13 protein-coding genes and 2 pseudogenes are annotated in these 19370 nt (G+C 72.9%); 12 read left to right on the top strand and 3 right to left on the bottom strand.

The window, feature by feature from the left end; translation table 11 throughout:
• Positions 1 to 652: pseudogene (locus PUR71_RS03970) on the bottom strand (hypothetical protein); the annotation flags it as partial.
• A gap of 961 nt (positions 653 to 1613) precedes the next feature.
• Here PUR71_RS03970 and PUR71_RS03975 point away from each other — a divergent pair.
• Together PUR71_RS03975 and PUR71_RS03980 are read left to right on the top strand one after the other, a co-directional pair.
• Positions 1614 to 3266: a hypothetical protein gene (locus tag PUR71_RS03975; RefSeq protein ID WP_329924906.1), complete on the top strand. Its 1653-nt coding sequence runs from the start codon at positions 1614 to 1616 to the stop codon at positions 3264 to 3266.
• A gap of 129 nt (positions 3267 to 3395) precedes the next feature.
• Positions 3396 to 4916 carry a phospholipase A2 gene (locus tag PUR71_RS03980; RefSeq protein ID WP_329924907.1) on the top strand — a complete coding sequence of 507 codons (1521 nt, stop codon included), beginning with the start codon at positions 3396 to 3398 and terminating at the stop codon, positions 4914 to 4916.
• A gap of 834 nt (positions 4917 to 5750) precedes the next feature.
• Here PUR71_RS03980 and PUR71_RS03985 read toward each other — a convergent pair.
• Complete coding sequence (locus PUR71_RS03985; RefSeq protein ID WP_329924908.1) at positions 5751 to 6410, bottom strand: hypothetical protein; 660 nt, start codon at positions 6408 to 6410, stop codon at positions 5751 to 5753.
• A 736-nt stretch (positions 6411 to 7146) separates the two neighbouring features.
• On the opposite strand from PUR71_RS03985, the gene PUR71_RS03990 reads away from it, so the two are divergent.
• Entirely contained in the window at positions 7147 to 7851 is a 705-nt protein-coding gene (locus PUR71_RS03990) for a hypothetical protein (protein ID WP_329924909.1), read from the top strand.
• A 196-nt stretch (positions 7852 to 8047) separates the two neighbouring features.
• Here the strand turns inward: PUR71_RS03990 and PUR71_RS03995 are convergent, their stop codons facing one another.
• Positions 8048 to 8518 (bottom strand): hypothetical protein, encoded by a 471-nt coding sequence (locus PUR71_RS03995; protein WP_329924910.1) that lies wholly within the window; start codon positions 8516 to 8518, stop codon positions 8048 to 8050.
• A 374-nt stretch (positions 8519 to 8892) separates the two neighbouring features.
• On the opposite strand from PUR71_RS03995, the gene PUR71_RS04005 reads away from it, so the two are divergent.
• From PUR71_RS04005 to PUR71_RS04045, 9 genes and pseudogenes are all read left to right on the top strand, one after another.
• Positions 8893 to 9912: a GlxA family transcriptional regulator gene (locus PUR71_RS04005; protein ID WP_329924911.1), complete on the top strand. Its 1020-nt coding sequence runs from the start codon at positions 8893 to 8895 to the stop codon at positions 9910 to 9912.
• Positions 9909 to 11675, top strand: a complete 1767-nt coding sequence (locus PUR71_RS04010) for a thiamine pyrophosphate-binding protein (RefSeq protein WP_329924912.1) — start codon at positions 9909 to 9911, stop codon at positions 11673 to 11675. The genes PUR71_RS04005 and PUR71_RS04010 overlap by 4 nt, the downstream gene beginning before the upstream one ends.
• Positions 11647 to 12339: an SRPBCC family protein gene (locus PUR71_RS04015; RefSeq protein WP_329924913.1), complete on the top strand. Its 693-nt coding sequence runs from the start codon at positions 11647 to 11649 to the stop codon at positions 12337 to 12339. The genes PUR71_RS04010 and PUR71_RS04015 overlap by 29 nt, the downstream gene beginning before the upstream one ends.
• Positions 12336 to 13349 (top strand): ketoacyl-ACP synthase III family protein, encoded by a 1014-nt coding sequence (locus tag PUR71_RS04020; RefSeq protein WP_329924914.1) that lies wholly within the window; start codon positions 12336 to 12338, stop codon positions 13347 to 13349. The genes PUR71_RS04015 and PUR71_RS04020 overlap by 4 nt, the downstream gene beginning before the upstream one ends.
• Positions 13350 to 13358: 9 nt before the next feature.
• A pseudogene (locus PUR71_RS04025) lies at positions 13359 to 13541 on the top strand (MerR family transcriptional regulator); the annotation flags it as partial.
• A gap of 290 nt (positions 13542 to 13831) precedes the next feature.
• Positions 13832 to 16528: a LuxR family transcriptional regulator gene (locus tag PUR71_RS04030; protein ID WP_329924915.1), complete on the top strand. Its 2697-nt coding sequence runs from the start codon at positions 13832 to 13834 to the stop codon at positions 16526 to 16528.
• Between the two features lie 312 nt (positions 16529 to 16840).
• Entirely contained in the window at positions 16841 to 17296 is a 456-nt protein-coding gene (locus PUR71_RS04035; protein WP_329924916.1) for an SRPBCC family protein, read from the top strand.
• Between the two features lie 72 nt (positions 17297 to 17368).
• Positions 17369 to 18805, top strand: a complete 1437-nt coding sequence (locus PUR71_RS04040) for an MFS transporter (protein WP_329924917.1) — start codon at positions 17369 to 17371, stop codon at positions 18803 to 18805.
• A gap of 53 nt (positions 18806 to 18858) precedes the next feature.
• A complete protein-coding gene (locus PUR71_RS04045; RefSeq protein ID WP_329924918.1) occupies positions 18859 to 19299 on the top strand; it encodes an SRPBCC family protein in 441 nt (146 codons plus the stop codon).
• Positions 19300 to 19370: the final 71 nt, after the last annotated feature.

Below are 19370 nucleotides of genomic sequence, written 5' to 3' on the forward strand. Positions count from 1 at the left end.
CGGCACCGGTGTACTCGAAGACCCCGTGGTGATCGACGCTGACTCCGTACAGGTGGTCGCCAGTGGCGGCGAAACCGCTCCCGGGAGACCCGATCCGCATCCACGTCCCACGCGCCCGGTCGTACTGCTCGATGTCACCGGAGGCCGGGTCCGTCGCGTACAGCGTCGTCGCGCTGGTGTAGATCTGCCCGGCGGGGCCGCCGACTTTCGTCCACGCGCTGTTCTTGCCGGTGTACTCCTCGACAGCCGTGCGGTCGGGGGTGATCCGGTACAGGTGGCTGCCGGTCGCGGCCACGGTGGGACCGCCCGGTGCGGCCGCCGTCGCGACGGCGGGTGCCGCGGGCATGCCGGCGCTCGCGGACGCGGTGCGGCCGGGGACCGGCGCGGGAGCTGCGGCACTGGTAAACGGCAGACCCGGGGACGACGGCAGGCCCGGGGACGACGGCAAGCCGGGGTCCTCTCCGGGCAGCGTCGTTCCCGCAGTGGTGGGCAGCCCGGACGGGGACGGCAGGTCGGGGTCGGACGGCAGCGAAAGACCGTCCGGCGGGGCGGTCACCACGGGGACGGCCGTGTCCTCGCCGTGCCGCGGCTGCTGGTAGTGGTTCGCGACCACCACCGCTGCGAGCAGTGCCAGCAGCGCGGCCCACTGCACCGGGGTCCGCCAGCGCCTCCAACCGCCGGCGGTACGTGGCCGGGAGCCGTCCGCTCCGCCGCCCGGCCGAGGAGCCGGTGGTGCGGGGGCCGTCCGAGAAGCCGACGCCACAGGGGCGGGGGCGGCCGGGGCTGCGTGAGGACGGGATCCGGCCTCAGGCCGGGCGAAAGGAAGGGACTTGGTTGCGGGCCCGGCAGTGGAATCAGAGGTGGGCTCAGCAGCGGGCCCGGCGTCGGGCTCAACGCGCCCTGAGCCCGCCTCGGGGGCCCTGCCGGCGATAACCCCGGCCTCGCTGCCTCCCGCGGCCGGCGCGGCGCCCAAGGGTTGTTCGCTGGGCGGTGCGAATGCGTCCTCGCTGGTCAGGGAATTGTTCGCGGGTCGTTCGCCTGCGGGCGCGAGTCGTTCGCCGCCACGGGACGGACGCGGGGACGCCGGGGGCGATGCCGCGGCCGAGAGCTCGGTCTGGGCCTGCAGCGCGGCCACGTAGAGCCGGCGGGCCTCCTGGAGCTTGGCCACCCGCGTGGGGGCGTGAGGGAAGCGGTCCTCGGTCAGCTTCTTGAGCCGTTCCCACGGAATGATCTTGATGCCGGAGCGGTACTCGCTCCACACGCTTCTCACTCCCCCGTACTGCGCGTGCAGCTCCCCACCCGTACGGCCGTCGGTCAGCCCTCGCACGAACCGCGCGAGCGCGTTGGCCTGCTCGGTGCGCCCCTTCAACGGCCCCTGTGCCCGCCCTGCTCTGCCCATAGGTTCCCCCTCGATGATGACCGTCGTGTTCGCGGACGTTCGCCGAAGTTCGCCGAAGTTCGCGACGTTCGATTGACTTTGCCCCCGCTGACCTGCGGCGACAGCCAACGCATCCCGTTCGCCTCTGACGGTCAATCACATCAGGTCCCAGTGTGGTGATCCACCGCTTCCGCCAAACCCGGCGGCGGCCCGTCCACCACCCGAAGGGACCGCCATGCACCATGCCCTGTCGCGTCACCCGAAACGCCTGGCCGCGCTCGCCGGCCTCGCCCTCGTCGTCGGCGCCGCCGTCCTGCCCGCCCACGCCGACAGCAAGCGGTCCGGCGAAACGCCCACCAGCACCGGGACGCTCGGCCACCGGGCGGCCCCGGGCGGCCCGATCACCCGCGAGCAGATCCTCGCTCGCGCCGAGGCCTGGGTGCGCCAGGGCGTCCCCTACAGCCAGAAGCACGCCTGGGCCGACGGCGAGACGGGCGGCTACTACCGCCAGGACTGCTCCGGCTTCGTCTCGATGGCCTGGCAGCTCACGGAAAGCCTGACCACCGGCGGCCTGCCGGACGTCGCCGACCGGATCACATGGGAGCAGCTGCAGCCCGGGGACGCGCTGGACACGCCCTTCGACGAGAACGGGCACGCCATCCTGTTCGCCGGCTGGATCGACCAGGCCAAGGGCGAGTTCCGTTACATCGCCGAGCACAGGCCCGATACGGCCGCCAGCGCCTCAACCGCCAACCGGTACGCCGCGAAAATCGCCGACCACGTAACGTCCGAGTACGTCCGGCTGCGGTACCGCAAGACCGCCGAAACCCCGCCCGCACACGCTGCACAGCCCCCCGCGCCCGCGCCCGCGCCCGCACCGGCACCGGCACCGGCACCGGCACCGGAGCCTGCCGCCCCGTCGGCACCCGCCGCCGTACCGACCGCCCCGCCACCGGCCGCAGCCCCCGCACCGCCGCCGCCCACGCCGGCACCGACCACCGGTCAGACCCCGGCCTCGCCCTCGCCCGTGGACTCCGACACCGTCGCCGCCACCGGCAGCCGCCTGTACCGGATCACCCCGGACCGCACGGCCGTCGAGGAGTACACCGGAAAGGGCGACATCTGGGTGAAGGTCCGCGGCGCCACCAGCCGCATCTACACCAGCCGCAGCACCCTCTACGCCACCGACCGCACGACCGGCGACATCTGGCAGTACGACCCCGCCCACAAGAACACCGGCGGCGAACCCCACCAGGCCGGCGTCGACTGGCCGTGGATCCGTATCGGCGGCCCCGGCGCCCAGTTCGCCGCCACCGCCGACCGCCTCTACGGCGTCAGCCCCGACCACTCCGGCATCTACGAGTACACCGGCACCCCCGGGGTGTGGAACCGGGTCCGTCTCGCGGGCACGGACCGGATCATCACCAGCGCCGGCACCCTCTACGCCACCGACCCGGTCACCGCCGGCACCCGCGGCGACATCCACCAGTACGACGCCGCCAGCGGCCGCTGGACCCGCATCGGCGGCCCCGGCGCCCAGTTCGCGGCCACCGCCGACCACCTGTTCGGCGTCAGCCCCGACCACAGCGCCGTCTACGAGTACACCGGCAACCCGGGCGCATGGGAGCGGGTCCGCGGCGCCACTGACCGGATCTACACCAGCCACAGCGCCCTCTACGCCACCGACCCGGTCACCGCCGGCACCCGCGGCGACATCCACCAGTACGACCGCGAACGCCGCACCTGGACCCGCATCGGCGGGCCCGGCGCGAGCTTCGTCGCCACCGATACACACCTGTACGGCGTCAGCCCCGGCCACACCGGCATCTACCAGTACACCGGCCGCGGCGACACCTGGACCAAGATCAGCGACCCCCTCGCCACCTGACAGGGAGCGACCGCGCAAAGCCCGGGCCCGCTCCGGCCACGCCGAAAACACCCCCGGCCGGCCGGCTGCCGACCCTTGCGCCTGACCTGCCGCACATGACCCAACCACCCAACCGCCAGGAGGAACTACGTGAAGCTCCGCATCCCCGCCCGTCCCCGCCGCGGCCGCCCGGCCGCCGAGCACTCCCCGCACCCGTCGCCCGCACCGTGGACGCCCGCCCGGATCGTCCGGCTGCTGTGCCTGGTGATCGCCGGCGTCCTCGCTCTCGGAGTGTCCGCCAACGCCGTCACCGGCAAGCGCGCCTTCGGCACTCCCCCGAACCCGGCGGCCGTGTTCGGCGAGCTCGTCGCGACCAAGGACAGCGCCTACGCCCTGACGAAGGACGGCTCCGCCGTCTACCGGTGGGCCGACAACCAGGATCGCTGGATCAAGATCGGCGGCAAGGCCGACCACATCTACGCGAGCGAGGACACCGTCTACGCCACCGAGCCGGGCACCGGGGACATCCACCGCTACGACTCCGCAACCGAGTCGTGGCCCCGCATCGGCGGGCCCGGCGCCGACTTCGCCGCCACCAGCAAGCACCTCTACGGCATCAGCCCCGACCACAGCGCCGTCTACGAGTACACCGGCCGCGGCGACACGTGGACGAAGGTCGGCGGTCCGGCCGACCGGCTCTACACCTACACCGGCGTGACGCCCGCCATGAAGCTGAACCCGAAGGTCATCCCGGGACGCCCCTCCGACGGCCCCCTGTACCTCACCCAGCACGGCACCGGCGACATCTACCGCTACGACGGCCACGCCACCGCATGGACCCGCCTGGGCGGCCCCGGCGCCGACTTCGCGGTCACCGAGAACAACCTCTACCGCCTCGCGCCCGACCGCTCCGGCGTCGCGGAGTACACCGGCTCCGGCGACACGTGGACCCCCGTCCGCACCGAGCGCACGGAGCACCTCTACGCCGCCAGCACCCTGTACGCGACCGACAGCACGGGCGACATCCTCAAGTACAACGGACACCCGAACCAGTGGAACCCCATCGGCAAGCCCGGAGCCGCGTTCGCCACCTCCGGCGACCACCTCTACGGCCTCACCCCCGACGGCTCCGCCCTCTACGAATACACCGGCAAAGACGCCCTCTGGACCAACCACGGAGCAGCTCCGGCCCAGCCCGCCAGCCTGGAGGAACGCAAAGCCCACCTCAATGAGCTGACCCAGCCCGGCCCGGCCGCAACCGCCGCATGGAACCAGGAACGCGCAGCCCACCTCGCGGGCAAGCCCGACCGCTACCAGTTCAACTGGGACACGAACTACTGCAACTTCCCCGCCGTCAACAAGACCCCCGTCTTCGACTTCACCATGGCGTGCGCCCGCCACGACTTCGGCTACCACAACTACAAGGAACTGCTCAACCTGGACGACCTCGCCACCAAGCACGAAGGCCAGGAAGCCAAGCACCGCGTCGACGTCATCTTCAGGGACGACATGGACAACTCGTGCACCACGAGCATCGATCTCTTGTCCTGCCGGGACAACGCCGGGGTCTACTACACCGCCGTCGAACACTTCGGCTCCACCAGCCAGATCCAGCGCTTCGTTCCCCCCGTACCGTCCTTCACCTGGCACAACCCCCTCGGCTGGATGTAACCCTCCGAACCCCGCCCGGCCGGGGCCCAGGGCACCAGCACCGACAGATCGACCAGGCAGCCCCACGGGCCGTACGCACCGCCGGACGACCTCACCGGCCAGCTGACCACCCCGTGCATCGCCACCGCCGAGCGCGACGCGTGCCGCCGGATCGCCGACAAATACGTCGAGGCGGTCGCCACCTTCGGCTGACCCCCAAAAACCCACCCGCACGACCCGCGCCGACCACCCGGAACACCGGGTGGTCGGCGGATTCCTGCCAGGACTGACCCGCCATGCACGCTCCGGCCCCGCACGTTCTTTTTACAGACCGTGCCGGTGGTCAGGCAGCATCCTTGGTGTGGCTTCGGACGAAGTTCCACGGTGCGGGTGCGTTGGCGGCTTCGTACTCGTCCGCGATGCCGAAGACGCTCCCGCATCCTGGGCATTCCGCCCGGCCGAACAGGTGCGTCAGACCCCAGGCGAGCCGTTGCTGGCCATCCCGACCGGCCGACTCGTGCAACATCCTCCCGGTGCCGGTCAGTGATCATCAACCGGGCCGCCCGGCAGCGGTGCCAGCCTTCGCTGTCCCACCAAAGACGCCGCGTAGCCACCGCGAACGGCGTTGACCGGGCCGTCCAGGACGGGAGGCGTCGACGAAGGCGCAGTCGTCGAGGACGCGGCCCGCGCACAGTTGGAGGTGCCGGTACGGGGCGAGGGCGTCGGTCCTGATCCACCAGCGGTCCGCGTCGTGGACCAAGCGCAGCTGGGAGACCGAGTGCCCGAGGGGCGTGCGGGCCTGGTCCTGCCGCCCGCACGGCTCCGCTGCTGCGTCCGCCGGGTGGGCCGTTCCCGTCACTGCGGTGGGTGGCGGTAATGGGCGCCTCGGAGGACCAGGGCCGGGGTGTCCGGGTCGTACGCGCCGCAGGCGGTGGCGGACCACGGTGACCACTGCTGGGGCACCGAGTAGTAGGGCACCAGCAGCGGGCCGGTACCGCGTTCGGTCGCCTTTTCGGGCAGCAGCGCGGGAAGGACGTCCGGAAGTTGGCCGGCGAGTATCGCGTGGCGGCAGGTCAGGCAGGCGGGACGGCGGTCGGCGGCCGCCTCTCGGGCAGTGTGGGTGGGACGCTGGCGGCGCTTCCCGGCCTGGCGCAGGGGTCGGGTGGTGGCAGCGGGACCGTGGAGCGGGTTATAGAAGCAGCGGATCGCGGCCGGTTCCGGGCGGGCTCCGGTGTGCAGGGCGTGGGCCGCGGCGAGCCTCTCCACCGCCTGCTCGGCGAGCACCACGGCGGCGGCGAGGTCCGGCAGGTCGGTGTGCGGGTCGGTCATGGACTGGTCGAGCAGCCGACCGGCCGCCTCGTACGCCTCCAGCGCCCAGCGGTACGCACGATGGGCCGCGGACTCCTCGACGGCGAGGGTGAGTTCGGCGGCACGGAATAGCTCACCGGCAGCGGTCACCCGCTCAGCGGCGATCCGCGACAGCCGCTCGCGCAGCACCTCCCACTCCCGCAGCACCAGCTCCCGCTGCTCCCGGCCGACCCGACGGCGCCGATGACCGCGCGGCCGCTCCTCCCCCTGACTACCCAGCAGACTGACGAACCACCAACGGCGAAACACCGGTCCTCCGACGCGACGACTGTGAGCGACCGGATCATTCTGCGCCCGCGCCATCGCCCCCGGAACGGCGGGGAGCCGGCGGGGCATAGTCGCCGCGGTCACCGACCAGGCCAGGCCCTGCCCAGATGTCGAGGCGATGGGCGGATGCGGTGCCCGTACTGCCACAGGCGGGATGCAGCCGCTGCTACGGGCGACGAAGGTCTGCCGGCCCGAGGTGGGCAGGCGGCCGCATCGGTTCGACGTGACGTGGCGGTGCCGCAGCCCGGGCCGAGCTCGGTGGCTGCCCGGAGGGGCGGGTACGGCGACCTGGAGCTCGGGACCCGCCTGGTGGCGTGGCTCCGCGAGCAGGCCGACACGCCCGAGGGCCTGGTCAATGCCGCGGTCGACGTCGCGCCGAGCCGTCGCGACGGTCGGGAGGAGGAGCTGCGGGCAGAACTCGCCGCGCAGGGCCTTGACGGTCGGTCACCGGTTGCCGCCGCGGCGCGGAGAGCCGGGCGAACGCCTCGCCGGCCAGGGGCCGCTGCTGGACGCCTACCCCACCGATCGGTGGGGCAAGAACCAATGGAAAGATCGCCTCCGTCCTGATCGCTGGCGCACCTGCCAGTCACGCACACGCACAGTTCCGGGGGGAACGATGACGACGCGCGCCCACGTACTGTCCGCTGCCACGGCCCTGGCCGGGGCAGCGGTACTCCTGCTCGCCGGATGCAGCAAGGATGTGCCCGCCCTGAACTTCGGCTCCGCGCAGCCGTCGGGGACCCGGCTCGCCGCCCAGCCGCCGTCGGGTCGCTCGCTGCCGCTGGCCCAATGGCCGCACGGCTGCGAGGTGCTGAGCGACGCCGAGATCAAGGCGATCCTGCCCCAGGCCGGCAGCATCAAGCGACAGCCGGTCAAGGTCACCATCATCAACTTCGACCCGCTGTCCCAGGCGGACCCCGGCACTACGGGCGATGTGCCCGACGGCGGTTGCAAGTTCGGCTTCGGCCTGCCCGACAAGTACGAGAGCGACAGCAACAGCAGCATCACCCTGACCTTCACCGCCGCCGCCGATCCCGCGCTCGTCGCGAAGAGCTATGCCAAGGACCTGGCCCGCGCCCGTGAGGACGCCACCAAGTACCACAAGGAGTTCGAGGACCTCGGCGCCACGCTGGGCCCGCAAGGCTGCTACACCGACGACCTTGCCAGGGGCAACCTGACCTGTCACCAGGGACCGTACGAGTTCGAGGTGGGCGGCACCTCGACGGCCAGCGGCGTGGGAGAGTACCCGAAGGCGGACCGGAACTGGAGCGAGAAGGTGCTGCGCCAGGTTGTACGCACCGTCAGCGCGCGCATGCCCTGATGGGGCGAACCGGCCCGCTCGGCCTTCGGCCGATCGCCGGCAGCGGGTGGGCCGAGCGACGCCGCCCCGACCGGCCGCCGCCGGGCTCGACCTCGTGGACGCGGCAGCAGTGCGTTGTTCGATGCCGCCACCGAGAACCGCGGGGCGGTGACCTCTGACAGACGATCTTGACCGTTTTCCAGGTGACTTTGACCTCTCAGAGCAGGTAGGGGTGCAGCTCTACCTTGTCCGCTTCGACGCTGATCTCGATCCAGGCGCTGTCGGGCGGTGGCGGTGAGCCGACCTCGAACAGCACCTGCGAGTCACCCATCTCAAGGACCGCGGCGCCGTCTTCGGTCAGCTGGAGCCGTCCTCGCAGGAAAACCCAGCCGGCCTCCTCGCGCACCCCTGGCTCGGCAAGCGCGGCCGAGCGCGTGTTGCGGCCCCAGAGGACGTCCGCATCGACGGTCCATTCGATGTGGTGCCGGCCAACGGCGTTGTCCAGGTCACCGCGCCAGACCGCCACGGCGCTGCCGACGGGCGTGTTGACCCGGACCATCGGCAACCCCGACGGACCCAGCGGCAGCAACTCGGTACGCACCAGCACACCCCGATCATCCACCACCCGGCCGACGCGGCCAGCGGCCAGCCGGAGCAGAACGGTCGAGATCTCTTGGCAATCGGTCACGATCGCCGCGCGCCCGGGTGATGCACGCGCGTCGGCACGCCCGGGACTACGAACGCCTCGTCCAGGACTCCGAGTCGCTGATCACCTGGGCCGCGACCGTCTTGATGACCAGGCGCATCACCCAACGGCGGTCCAAGCGGTCGGGACAGCCGGCCTCCCGCGAGGCCCAGCGGGACCGATCGTTCTCACGGTCACCGCCACCGCCCTGGCAGCCGACCGGAGGGACCGTCAGGGCAGCGCTATGACTCGCCTCACACCAGACCGTGACACCGTGTCATCACTGCTGGTGTGTGCGGTAGAGGCCGGCCGCGCTGGCCGAATTCGTCAGGAATCTGTCATTGCCGCCACCCACGGTGTGGACACAGGCTGTGACGGTGTCTCAGCGACGAGTTGTTGTGGTGGTCTACCCCGGCGTCCAGGCCTTGGACATCGCCGGGCCCATTGAGGTGTTCGACACCGCCGGCCGACAGCGGCGGGACGACCGGGGCGGCTACCAGGTCGAGTTCGTTTCGGCGGCCGCGCCACGGGTCCGGACCAGCGCGGGGTTGGTGATCGAGGCGGAGCCGCTGGAGGCGGGCGAGGGACCGATCGACACGCTCCTCGTGCCGGGGGGTTGGAGCCTGCGCGAGGCGCTGGCCGACCGGGAGCTGGTGTCCTGGATCCGGCGGGCGGCCGAGCGCTCGCGCCGGGTGGTGTCGGTCTGCGGCGGTGCTTTCCTGCTCGCCGAGGCCGGCCTGCTCGACGGGCGGCGCGCCACCACCCACTGGGCCTACCGCGAGGAACTGGCCCGCCGCTATCCGAGGGTGACGGTGGAGCGGGAGCCGATCTTCGTCTGGGACGGCCGCTACGTCACCTCGGCCGGGGTGTCCACCGGGATCGACCTGGCGCTCGCCCTGGTGGAGGCCGACCACGGCGCGTCCCACGCCCTGGAGGTGGCTCGCTTCCTGGTGCTCTTCCTCAAGCGGAACGGCGGCCAGTCGCAGTTCAGCATCATCCTGGACGCCCAGCTCGCCGACCGGCCGCCGATCCGGACGGCGCAGGAATGGATCCTGGAGAACCTCGAACAACCGCTGCCCGTACCCGAGATGGCCGAGCGAGCCAACATGAGCGTGCGCAACTTCGCCCGGGTGTTCCGGCGCGAGGTGGGCACGCCACCCGGCCAGTACATCGAGCAGATGCGCATCGCCCGGGCCCGCAAGCTGCTGGAGTCCACCGAGTTGACGGTGAAACAGATCGCCGGCCGATGCGGCTTCGCCTCGACCGAGACCTTCTTCCGGTCCTTCGGCCGAACGCTGGAACTCACACCGAACGAGTACCGCCGGCGCTTCCAGACCCTGGTACCGGCCGGACTGGTCCTCGACGCCGTCCCGGGCGAGCGGAGTGCCACCTCGTGACCACCGACACCCGGGCGACCCCGCGGGCGCTCGCCCCAGCCCCCGCCCCCGCTTCCGCGTCCACCGCCGTCCGCGCCGTCGACCACCTGGCGGCCGTACTGGCCGAGTCCGGCGTCCGGCAGGTGTTCGGGATCGGCGGCGCGAACATCGAGGACCTGTACGACGCGCTGAACGCCACCGGCGGCGCGGTGCGCACCGTGATCGCCAAACACGAGTTCTCCGCCGTCACCATGGCGGACGGTCAGAGTCGGGCCACCGGGCGGCTCGGGGTGGTCGCGGCCACCTCCGGCGGCGGCGCGATGAACCTGCTGCCCGGATTGGCGGAGGCGCACGCCTCACGGGTGCCGATCCTCGCCCTTGTCGGGCAGCCGCCCACCGAGCTGGACGGGCGCGGCGCCTTCCAGGACTCCAGCGGACGGGCCGGATCCCTCGACGCCCGAGCCGTGTTCGGGTCGGTCAGCCGGTACTGCGCCCGGGTCGAGGCGGCCGAGGAGCTGCCGCGGCTGCTGGCGCAGGCGATGGCGGCGGCGTTCGGCACGCACCCCCGGGGGCCCGCCGTCCTGCTGCTGCCCAAGGACGTCCAGCAGGCGGCCCTGACGCCCCCTAGGCCCGCGCCACCGGCGCTCCCGGCCGCACCGCGAACGCCACCGCGGCAGCTGGACCGCGCGGCTGAGCACCTGCGGGGCGCCGGGCCGGTGCTGATCATCGCCGGCGAGGGGGTCGCCGCGGCCGGTGCGAAGGCCGAACTGGCCGACTTGGCGCGGAGGTTGGGAGCCTGGGTCGCGGTCGTGCCGGACGCCAAGGACGTCTTCGACAACGCCGACCGGCGGTTCGCCGGTGTCGTCGGAGTGATGGGACACCCGAACGTCCCGGACTGCCTGCGCAGGGCCGGGCTCTGCCTGCTGGTCGGCACCCGGCTGCCGGTGCTGGCCCGCGGCGGCCTGGAGCAGGAGCTGGCCGGCACGCCCGTGATCTGCGTCGATCCCGAGCCTCCGTTCGCTCCGTGCGCCCCCGGGCTGCACCTGTCCGGCGAGCTGGGCGACACCCTGCGCGGACTGGCCGCCCGGCTCGCCCCCGAGGTCCGGCCGGCCCCCGCGCACGCCGGACCGGTCCCGCTGGCCACCCCGCCCACCGGGGGCGGCCTCGGTCACGCCGAAGCGGTGGCGGCGGTGGCGCACGCGCTGCCCCCGGACGCCCACGTCTTCGTGGACGCCGGGAACGCCGGTGCCAGCGCGATCCACCGCCTCCCGGCCCCGCGGCGGGGACGGTTCGTGGTCGCCGTCGGGATGGGCGGCATGGGCTACACCTTCGGCGCCGGCATCGGAGCGGCGCTCGCCACCGGACGGCGCACGTACGTGCTTGCAGGTGACGGTGCGTTCTTCATGCACGGCATGGAGGTGCACACCGCCCTCGAGTACGCCGCGCCGGTCACCTTCGTGATCCTCAACAACAACGCGCACGCCATGTGCGCTATCCGCGAGCAACTGTTCCAGGGTGCCCCGCACCCCGGCAACCTGTTCCTCCCCTCCGACATCGCCGCGGGCGCGGCGGGCCTGTTCCCCACCTTGGAGGTGACCCGGGCCGAGACCGCCGAGCAGCTGCGCCGGGCGCTGCTGCGCAGCAACGCGGCCAGTGGCCCGGCCCTGGTGGCGCTGGACCTCGACCCCGCCGAGATCCCCCCGTTCCTGCCCTTCCTGTCCGTTCCGACCACTGCTGAGCACGAGGAGACCATCCATGATCGCCGCACCGTCCACGTCGGCTGACGCCACCCACCCGACCGGGGTCCCCGGGCTGACCACCGTGGAGAACACCTCCCCCGCCGACGTGGCCGCGTACTGCTCGGAGCTGACCCGCCCGGCCTACCCGCACCAGGAGATCTACGGGCAGTACTGCACGATCCACGAGTACGTCGACTGCCCGCCCGACGAGGCGTACGGGTACCTGAAGCAGGGTCACCACCTGGAGGAGTGGACCTTCAGCCTGCGCAACTTCGAGCCCGCCGCCACCCCCGGCCTGTGGGTCGGGGACGACCTGCTGGAGGCGGGCACCCGGATCTACTGCCGGGTCGAGACCAACGCCGAGGCCAGGACCGTGGACTTCCACTGCTCCTGGGACCAGGGCGAGCAGCTCTGGATGATCTACCTGATGCGGGTCGTCCCCGCCGAGCTGGTGCTGAACCGACCCGGCTCGGTGATCACCTGGACCAACTGCCGGCACCCGTTCTACGACGCCAACCCCCGCCCCGAGCTCGCCCCGCGCCCGGACCGGACCTGGGTGGGCGGCTTCTGGGACCTGTTCTACGCCGGCCACACGGTGGAGATGGCCAACCTCAAGGCGATCCTGGAGCACCGCCACCGCGGCGGCCTGCCGGTGAGCGTCCCGCCTCGCGCGGCGGGCGGCAGCACCGGCCCCGCGGTCGCCCGGTGAAGACGGTCAGCCTCACCGACGTCTCCGGCTACCTGCCCGGGGAGCCTGTCCCCGCGAGCTACTACACCGACTGCCCGGGCGCGGAGGACCGGCTCAGGGACAACCCGATGTTCCGCGTCCCGCCGCTGCGGCACCACGTGACCGGGGAGAGCAACGTGGACCTGGTGGAGCGGGCGGTGCAGCCACTCATCGAGCGGCACGGCCGGAGCGAGATCCGTTCCGTGGACGTGTTGCTGATGCACAGTCAGCTGCCCGACACCCCGTTCGTGGGCGCCGGCACCGAGGTCGCCCGCCGGCTCGGACTCAACCCGAGCTGGCTGATCGACGTCGCCAACGCGGGGTGCGCCTCCTTCGTGCACATGCTGGAACTGGCCCGGCAGATCCTGCGCAGCACCGAGGCCAGGACGGCGCTGATCTGCAACGCGCAGACGGCGGCCGGCCAGCTCTTCACCCAGTCCGAGGTGCGGCGCCTCGCCCAGGCGGCGATCCCCGGCGACGGCTGCGGCGTCGGCTACCTCACCACCTCGGCGAGCTCGCCCGTGCTGGAGCTGGTGTCCCGTCACATCGGCGCTTACGGCGGCGACATGACCGCGGTCCTGGACGACGGCCGCCGCTACTGGGAGCCGGGAAGGTCGCAGCTGCGGATCGGCTTCAGCGAGGAGGGAGTCAGCACGGTCCTGGAACGCGGCAACCGGCTGGTTCCCGAACTGGTCAGGGAGGTCTGCGACCGGATCGCCGTGCCCACGGAGGAGATCGACCTGCTGGTCACCAACCAGCCGAACCGCACCTTCCTGCACAACTGGCGCCGATCAATGGGCCTCCCCGCCGAGCGGCACCCCGACACCTTCGACACCTGCGGCAACCTCTTCGGCGCCGCCATCCCCATCACGCTGGACCGGGCGCTGCGGTCGGGGCGGGTGCACGAGGGCGACCTCGTGGTACTGGGCGGCTTCGCCCACGCCGGCGACTACGCGGCGGCGGCGGCGATCCGCTGGGGCGAGGTTGCCTGACGGTACGTCGCGTATCCGGAGGACCGCGTGCGCCGTGCGATGTCGGTGTGGACCAGGGCCGGGCCCGAAATCGAGCAGCGGGCGGTGCGAAGCCTTGGCGACGACCTCGAATCCGACCGGTGGGCCGAGCGCAACAGCGCCCTCGCCGACCTCGACGCGGCAGATCCGGGCCTTCGCCTGCTCATGGCGTGAACCGCGTCGAAGCGTCAGTGTCGTGCGCCTCCTGGAGGGCCCGCCGGTCCTGTGCGGTTCTGAGCGGGCATGGCACTGTGGACAGGGCCGGCGGCGCGACTCGGCATGCCCGGGTCGATCGCCCGCGAGCCCCTCTGGTCGATCTGCGCAAGCTCGTCCAGGGCGGGTGTCGCGGTCGGGGTCGTAGCGCTCATCCGGTCGCTTTCCCGGGTACGAAGGGCTCGGAGACCGCTTCCGGTCCCGGTATCCGTCCAGCTCGGAGCGCATGTCATGATTCCGGGGTGGCTCCCGTGACCGGCTCTCAGTACTTTCCGCCCACCGAACGCGTCGCTCTCGCTGAGCTGTTCGCCGCCGCGCGAGCGGGGCGGGGTGGGGCGGCAGTCGTTCGCGGCGAGGCCGGTATCGGGAAGACCACCTTGCTGCGCCATGCCACCGAAGGGCTGGAGGGCGTGCGGTTGTTGTGGGTGAACGGGGCCGAGTTCGAAGCGGAGTTCGCCTACGCGGCGGTGCACCAGCTCACCCGTTCGTTGCACGACCGCATCGGGCGGCTGCCCTGCGCACACCGGGAGGACCTGGCCGTGGCCATGGGGCTGCGGGACGGTGGCACACCGAGCCGCTTCACCGTCGGCCTCGGCTTGCTGGGCCTGCTGGCCGACGCCGCTGGCGAGGCGCCGGTGCTGTGCGTCGTGGACGACGCGCAGTGGCTGGACCGGGCGTCGGCGCAGGTATTGGCGTTCGTGGCCCGGCGGATCGCGGACGAGTCGGTGGCGATCGTGTTCGGAGTGCGTGAGCCGCACACCGTCGCGGAACTCGAAGGGCTGACGTCGCTGACGCTGTCCAGGTTGCCTGACCAGGCGGCCCGGGCCCTGCTGTCCATCCGCCTCCTGGGCCCGTTGGACGAGCGGGTCCGCGAACGGATCCTCGCGGAGGCACGCGGAAATCCGCTCGCCCTGCTGGAACTGCCGCGCCGGCTCGGCCCCGCCGGTATGGCCGGAGGGTTCGGCCTGCCCGCTCCGGTCTCGCCGGCCAGCCGCATCGAGCGTAGCTACCAGGAGCGGGTCTCCCGACTCTCCGAAGGCGCACGCACGCTGCTCCTCGTCGCGGCCGCGGAGCCGACAGGGGATCCGGGCCTGTTGTGGCGGGCCGCCGACGTGCTGGACGTGCCGCCGGAGGCCGGAACCGAGGCCGAGGCCACGGACCTGATCGCGTTGGGCGGGCAGTCCCGGTTCCGGCACCCCCTGGTGCGCTCGGCGGTGTACACGTCCGCGTCTCCGGCCGAGCGCCGCCGCGTCCACGCGGCACTCGCCGATGTCACCGATCCGCTGGCGGCGCCCGACCGACGTTCGTGGCACCGGGCACAGGCCGCCCCCCGTCCCGACGAGGACGTCGCGGCCGACCTCCTGCGCTGCGCGCAGCGTGCCCGGAGCAGGGGCGGTGCCGCAGCCGAGGCCGCCTTCCTGGAACAGGCGGCGGCCCTCACGGACGATCCGCGCCTGCGGGCCGGCCGTAGCCTCGCCGCGGCCCGGGCCGCGCTGGAGGCCGGCTCCTTCGAGACCGCGATCACGCTGGTCGAAGCGGCCGAGAACGGCGCGATCGACGGCGCCGGCCGGGTGGAGGCCGAACTCCTGCGCGGCCGGGCGGCATTCTTCCGGGACGGCGCGGCCGACGCGGTCGGCCATCTCATCAAGGCCGCCGGTCTCGATCCCGACCGGGCCCGGCTCCACCTGCTGGACGCCCTGCAGGCGGGGCTCGTCGTCGGCCGCGCCTCCGCAGCCGCACGCGACGCGCTCGAGGCAGCCCGGCGGGCCCCTGTCGCGGCGGGGGACCGCACCACGGCCGACGAGCTGCTGGACGCGCTCGTCGCCTACCTCGACGGCGACCTGGCAGCGGTCCCGAGGCTGCTGGAACTGCTGTCGAACGTCACCGATCCGTTCTGGACCGGGCGCTTGTCCCTCGCCGCACTGCTGGCCATCGAACTGTGGGACGTCGCCCTGGAGGACAGGATCGCCACCCGCGCCGTTGACGCCGCACGTGCCGGCGGAACGCTGATGACGCTCCCGGTCGGGCTCTGGATGCAGGCCATGGCAGCCGTCCAACGCGGTGACCTGCTCTCCGCCTCCGCCCTGAACAGCGAGGCCGACGCGATAGCCGAGGTGACGGGAGTCCCGCGTCACTGGTACGGCCGCCTGTTCGCCGCCGCGCTGCGCGGAGGAGCCGCCGAGGCGCAACCGCTGATCGCCCGGGTCCTGGCCGAGTCCCACGCGCGGCACAAGGGCATGCTGACCGCGACCGCCCACGCGGCGGCGGCCCTCCACGCCAACGGAACCGCCGACCACCGCGCGGCGCTGGCATCGGCCCGGCTTGCCCTGACAGACGGTGACGTCGGGGTCTCCAGCCTCGCACTGCCCGAACTGGTCGAAGCGGCACTGCGCTGCGGCGAGGACGACGCGGCCCGCGAGGCGTTCGCACGGCTGTCGGACCACGCCCGCGCGGCGGGCACCGACTGGGCGCTCGGCGTGCGCGCCCACCTCGCCGCTCTGCTGTCTGACGACCCCGGGCCGCTCCACGCCGAGGCAGTGGCACGGCTGGACGCCGCCGACCTGCGGCTGTGGCACGGCCGGGCCCTGCTCCACCAAGGGGCGTGGCTGCGCCGGGACGGCCGTCGACGGGAGGCGCGTGACGTTCTGCGCGCGGCCCACGAGCTGTTCACCGCGATGGGGGCGGAGGGGTTCGCCGAACGGGCCAGGGCCGAGCTGGTCGCCGCCGGTGAACAGGCCAGGTCCGCCGTGCTCGGGGTGATGGAGCTGCTGACCGGTCAGGAGTTGAACATCGCCAGGCTGGTGGCGACCGGTGCGACCTCCCGCGAGGTGGCCGACCGCCTCTTCCTCAGCCCCCGGACCATCGACGCCCACCTGCGGAGCGTCTTCAAGAAGCTCGACATCACCTCCCGCCGCCAGCTCGCCGCCGTCCTCGGCCAGGCGACGTAGCGCGCTCGTCCGACCGACCATGTGCGTGGGGGCGGGAGGGTGACCGGTTTCCCGGTACCCACCCAGGGGGACGCCCTCCGGCGCCCGTGGCGCGGACTGTTCCGCGGTGCCTCGAACACCGGCTTCGGCGACCCGCTTCCCGGGCGGGCGGCGGGAAGGGAACGAGGGCCTTCGGAGCCGGTGCGGCCCGGCGGGTCGTGCGGGGCCCGGTGTCGCCGCCGGTCTCGGTAGCCGTCCACGCGGGGATTAGGCAGTCGCCTAGGTGACTTTCGCCGATGAGGGGGCGTGGCCGGTCGGACGAGACTCGGTCCCATGAAGAACACGCCCTCGGGGATCGACCGGGCCGCTCCGGTGGTCGCCCGTCGTGAACTGCCGATCAGTGCCCCGGCCACCGCTGTCTGGGACCTGCTGACCTTCGTTCCCGACTGGCCGTCCTGGCAGCCGGACATCACCGAGGCCCGGGCGCTGACCCCGTTGACGCCGGGCGCGGTGTTCCAGTGGCGGACCGCCGGGCTGGACATCACCTCCACGGTGTACGCGCTCGAGGCACCCCGCCTGATCCTGTGGGGCGGCCCGTCCCAGGGCGTCACCGCCATCCATCAGTGGACCCTCACGCCTCGGGCGGGAGCGACCCTCGTCGCCACGGAGGAGTCCTGGGACGGCGCGCCCGTACGAGCCGACCCCGCAGGCATCGGGCAAGCGCTCGACCAGTCCCTGTTCCAGTGGCTCCTCCACCTGAAGTCCGCCGCCGAACGCGCCCCGCGCTGAAGGGCGCCGCACCCGCCCGGCGCGGAACGCCGCCGCCTTCCCCGTCCCACACCGGCTCGTCAAGGACTTCGCATGCGCAAACCGCCTCCCGGCGCCGTCCTCGCGGTACTGGCCGCCGGCCAGTTCACCGTCATGCTCGCCACCTCCATCGTCAACGTCGCGCTGCCGCAGATCCGTGACGGCGTCGGCCTTTCCGACACCGCCACCACCTGGGTGGTCAACGCTTACGGCCTGGCCTTCGGCGCGCTGTTGCTGGCCGGCGGGCGCGCCGCCGACCTGCTGGGCCGGCGCCGGGTGCTGCTCGTCGGTCTGGGCACGTTCGGGGCCGCCTCCGCCACCGCCGCGCTGGCCTCCTCGCCCGGTGTCCTCATCGCCGCCCGCGCCGCCCAGGGCGCCGGCGCGGCGGCGATCGCCCCCGCCGCCCTCGCCCTGGCCATGGGCCTCCGTCCGCCGGGCCCCGGCCGGAACAGGGCACTCGCGGTCTGGGGCGCGGTCTCCGGTGCGGGGGGTGCGGCGGGAGTGGTCCTCGGGGGGCTCCTCACCCAGGCGTGGGGCTGGCCCTGGATCTTCCACGCCGTGGCAATCGGTACGGTCGCGGTCCTGGCGGCGACGGTCCTGCTCGTCCCGTCCGCCGCCCCCGCGGACAGGGCCGGCTTCGACCTCGCCGGAACCGCTGCCAGCGCCCTGGCTCTGACCGCCCTGGTGTGGGGCCTGACCACGGCCCGCCGGGCCGGCTGGACCGACACCCGGGTCCTCGCCGCATTCGTCGCCGCCGCCGCACTCGCGCTGCTCTTCCTCCGGATCGAGCGCGGCGTCCCGGCCCCGCTGGTTCCCCCGCGCCTGTTCGCGGGCGGGAACGTGGCGGCCAGAAACCTCCTGATGGCCCTGTTCGGCTCGACGTGGATCGCCCTTTTCTACTTCCTTCCGCTCTACCAGCAGCAGGTCCTCGGCGAAGACTCGCTGACCACCGGGCTCGGCCAACTCCCCCTCGCGTGCGCCAACATGGTCGGTGCCGCACTCGCCCCCGCCCTCGCCCGGCGGGTCGGCAACCGGGCCGTGGTGGTCGGGGCCCTGCTGACCGAGGCGGCCGGGATGCTGTGGCTCTCCCGCATCAGCGCCCACGGCGGCTTCCTGACCGACGTCCTCGGCCCCAGTGTCCTCGTCGGAATCGGACTGAGCATCGCGTTCGTGCAGCTGACCGCCCTGTCCGTCGAGGGCGTCGCCGGGGCGGACGCGGGCCTGGCGGGCGGGCTGGTCAACACCACCCGCCAGGTGGGCGGCGCCGTCGGGCTCGCCGTCCTCGCGACCGTCGCAGGAACCGTCACCGCGCACGCCACCGACCACCAGCTCCACCTGGAGGCACTGACCTCCGGCTACCGCACCGCCTTCGCCGCCTCCGCCGCCGTCCTGGCCGCCACCGCCCTGCTCGCGGCCCGCCTGACCCGGCGCACCGCCCCCGCCACCACCCCGGACCCCGCTCCCCGGAGCGTCGTCCCCGGCCGGCACTGACCACCCGATCCACCACCAATCCCCCGGCACACCGACCGATAAGGAACACCGCCATGACCACCATCGACGAGGCCGCGCCCGTCATCGTCCGCCTGTCCACCGAGATCGACGCCCCGCTGGACCGGGTGTGGGCCCTGCACACCGGCATCGGCGACTGGCCCGTGTGGAACACCGACATCGACCAAGCCCGCCTGGACGGCCCGCTCGCCGAGGGCACCACGTTCACCTGGCGCACCCATGGGCTGGACATCACCTCCACCATCCACGAGCTGGTGCCCGGCGCCCGGATCGTCTGGGGCGGCCCCGCGCACGGCATCGACGGCGTCCACGTGTGGACCTTCGAGCGCACCGGCGACCGGGTGCTCGTGAGCACCGAGGAGTCCTGGAGCGGCGCCCCCGTGGAGGCGGACGCCGACCAGCTCGGCGCCGCCCTGCGCACCTCCCTGGAGAACTGGCTCGCCTGCCTGAAGAACCGTGCCGAACAGCGCTCCTGACGCTCCGCCACGCGCCGGCCGCTGCGCCGCCCGGCCCGCTCCCCCACGCCACCGCGCCGAGACCCCGAGGA

The organism is Streptomyces sp. SP17BM10, from assembly GCF_036322405.1.
Classification (GTDB): domain Bacteria; phylum Actinomycetota; class Actinomycetes; order Streptomycetales; family Streptomycetaceae; genus Kitasatospora.